The organism is Mesonia oceanica (assembly GCF_902499555.1).
In the GTDB taxonomy this organism is placed as follows: Bacteria; Bacteroidota; Bacteroidia; order Flavobacteriales; family Flavobacteriaceae; genus Mesonia; species Mesonia oceanica.
Genome location: NZ_CABVMM010000037.1, coordinates 1 through 3,053, shown reverse-complemented (window position 1 = coordinate 3,053; position 3,053 = coordinate 1). Strand labels below are relative to the sequence as shown.

Below are 3,053 nucleotides of genomic sequence, written 5' to 3'. Positions count from 1 at the left end.
GAAAAGTATCCAACCAGGCCACGGCCACGGGGAGCTATACCGATGCCAACGGTAATGCGCAGACCACGCAGGACCTCTCCGATAATGATAGCAATATAGAGGACGATGTGACCGAGACCCTGTTTACCCAGAACCCGGCCATTGCGCTGATCAAGACCTCGACCTTCAATGATCAGAACGGCGACGGCTTTGCGCAGGCTGGCGAGACGATCGATTATGCGTTCACGGTAACCAATACGGGAGATGTGACGCTGACCAATATCACGGTCACCGATACCTTGGTAAGTGTATCGGGCGGCCCACTGTCCAGCTTGACGCCGGGCGCTGTGGACAACAGTAGCTTTACGGCGACCTATACGATCACCCAGTCCGATGTGAACAACGGGAAGGTCACCAACCAGGCCAAGGCCACGGGGAGCTATACCGATGGCAACGGTAATGCGCAGACCACGGAAGACCTTTCCGATAATGATAGCAATATAGGGGACGATGTGACCGAGACGCCTTTTGCCCAGAACCCGGGCATTGCGCTGATCAAGACCGCGACCTTCAACGATGATAACAACGACGGCTTTGCCCAAGTGGGCGAGACGATCAGCTATACCTTTAGTGTCAGGAACACGGGGGATGTGACACTGACCAATGTGACGGTCACCGATACCTTGGTAAATGTATCGGGCGGCCCACTGGCCAGTTTTGCCCCGGGCGCTGAGAACACGGCTACCTTTACGGCCAGCTATACGCTCACCCAGTCCGATGTGGACAACGGGAAGGTGACCAACCAGGCTACGGCCACGGGCAATTATACCGATGGCAACGGGAACCCCCAGAGCACTACGGACCTTTCCGGTAGTGACAGTTATACCAGGGATAATACGACGGTGACCCCGTTTAGCCAAAACCCGGCCATTGCGCTGATCAAGACGGGGACCTTCAACGATGCGAACGGTGACGGCTTTGCCCAGGTGGGCGAGACGATCGATTACGCGTTCACGGTAACCAATACGGGAGAGGTAACCTTGACCAATATCACGGTCACCGATACCTTGGTAACCGTGACGGGCGGCCCGATCAGTTTGGCCCCTGGCGCTGTGGACAACAGTAGCTTTACGGCGAGCTATACGCTCACCCAGTCCGATGTGGACAACGGGAAGGTGACCAACCAGGCCAAGGCCACGGGCACCTATACCGATGGCAATGGTGATGAACAGACCACCGAGGACCTATCGGGCAGCAGCAGTAACACCCAGGACGATGTGACCGAGACCCCGTTTACCCAGAACCCGGGCATCGCGCTGATCAAGACGGGGACCTTCAACGATGCGAACAGCGATGGCTTTGCCCAGGCTGGCGAGACGATCGATTACGCGTTCACGGTCACCAATACGGGAGAGGTAACGCTGACCAATATCACGGTCACCGATACCTTGGTAAGTGTATCGGGCGGCCCACTGTCCAGCTTGGCCCCTGGTGCTGTGAACAGCAGTACCTTTACGGCGACCTATACGATCACCCAGTCCGATGTGGACAATGGAAAAGTATCCAACCAGGCGACTGCCACGGGAACCTATACCGATGGCAACGGTAATGCGCAGACCACCGAGGACCTCTCCGATAATGATAGCAATATAGAGGACGATGTGACCGAGACGCCTTTTGCCCAAAACCCGGGCATAGCGCTGATCAAGACGGGGACTTTCAATGATGATAACAACGACGGTTTTGCCCAAGTGGGCGAGACGATCGATTACAGCTTTACGGTAACCAATACGGGGGATGTGACGCTGACCAATATCACGGTCACCGACACCTTGGTAAGTGTATCGGGCGGGCCTTTGGCCAACCTGGCCCCTGGTGCTGTGAACAGCAGCGCCTTTACGGCGACCTATACGATCACCCAGTCCGATGTGGACAACGGAAAAGTATCCAACCAGGCGACCGGCATAGGTAATTATACCGATGGCAACGGGAACCCACAGACCATCGAGGACCTATCGGGCAGCAGCAGTACCACCAAAGACGATGTGACCGAGACCCCGTTTACCCAGAACCCGGGCATAGCCCTGATCAAGACGGGGACCTTCAACGATGCGAACGGTGACGGTTTTGCCCAAGTAGGCGAGACGATCGATTACGCCTTTGAAGTGGAGAACACCGGGGATGTGACGCTGACCAATGTGACGGTCACCGACCCACTGGTAAGTGTATCGGGCGGGCCTTTGGCCAGTTTTGCCCCGGGAGCAGTGGATAATACGAGCTTTACAGCGACCTATACGATCACCCAGTCCGATGTGGATAATGGAAATGTATCCAACCAGGCGACTGCCACGGGAACCTATACCGATGGCAATGGTGATGAACAGACCACCGAGGACCTATCGAGCAGCAGCAGTACCACCCAGGACGATACAACGGTGACCCCGTTTGGTCAAAACCCGGGCATTGCGCTGATCAAGACCTCTATTTTTAATGATGAGAACGGTGACGGTTTTGCCCAGGTGGGCGAGACGATCGATTACGCCTTTGAAGTGGAGAACACCGGGGATGTGACGCTGACCAATGTGACGGTCACCGATCCACTGGTAAGTGTATCGGGCGGGCCTTTGGGCAGTTTTGCCCCTGGCGCAGTAGATAATACGACCTTTACGGCGAGCTATACGATCACCCAGGCCGATGTGGATAATGGAAATGTATCCAACCAGGCGACGGCCACGGGCACCTATACCGATGGCAATGGAGATGAACAGACCACCGAGGACCTATCGAGCAGTAGCAGTACCACCCAGGACGATACGACGGTGACCCCGTTCAGTCAAAACCCGGGGATTGCACTGATCAAGACGGGAACTTTCAATGATGCGAACGGTGACGGTTTTGCCCAAGTAGGCGAGACGATCGATTACAGCTTTACGGTAACCAATACGGGAGATGTGACGCTGACCAATATCACGGTGACCGATACCTTGGTAAGTGTATCGGGCGGCCCACTGTCCAGCTTGGCCCCTGGTGCTGTGAACAGCAGTACCTTTACGGCGAGCTATACGATCACCCAG

1 protein-coding gene is annotated in these 3,053 nt (G+C 55.7%); it reads left to right on the top strand.

Annotated features, from left to right (window positions below; all coding sequences use genetic code 11):
* Window positions 1–3,053, top strand: a 3,053-nt coding sequence (locus FVB9532_RS19135) for a beta strand repeat-containing protein (protein WP_150546787.1), incomplete at both ends; no start/stop codon positions are given.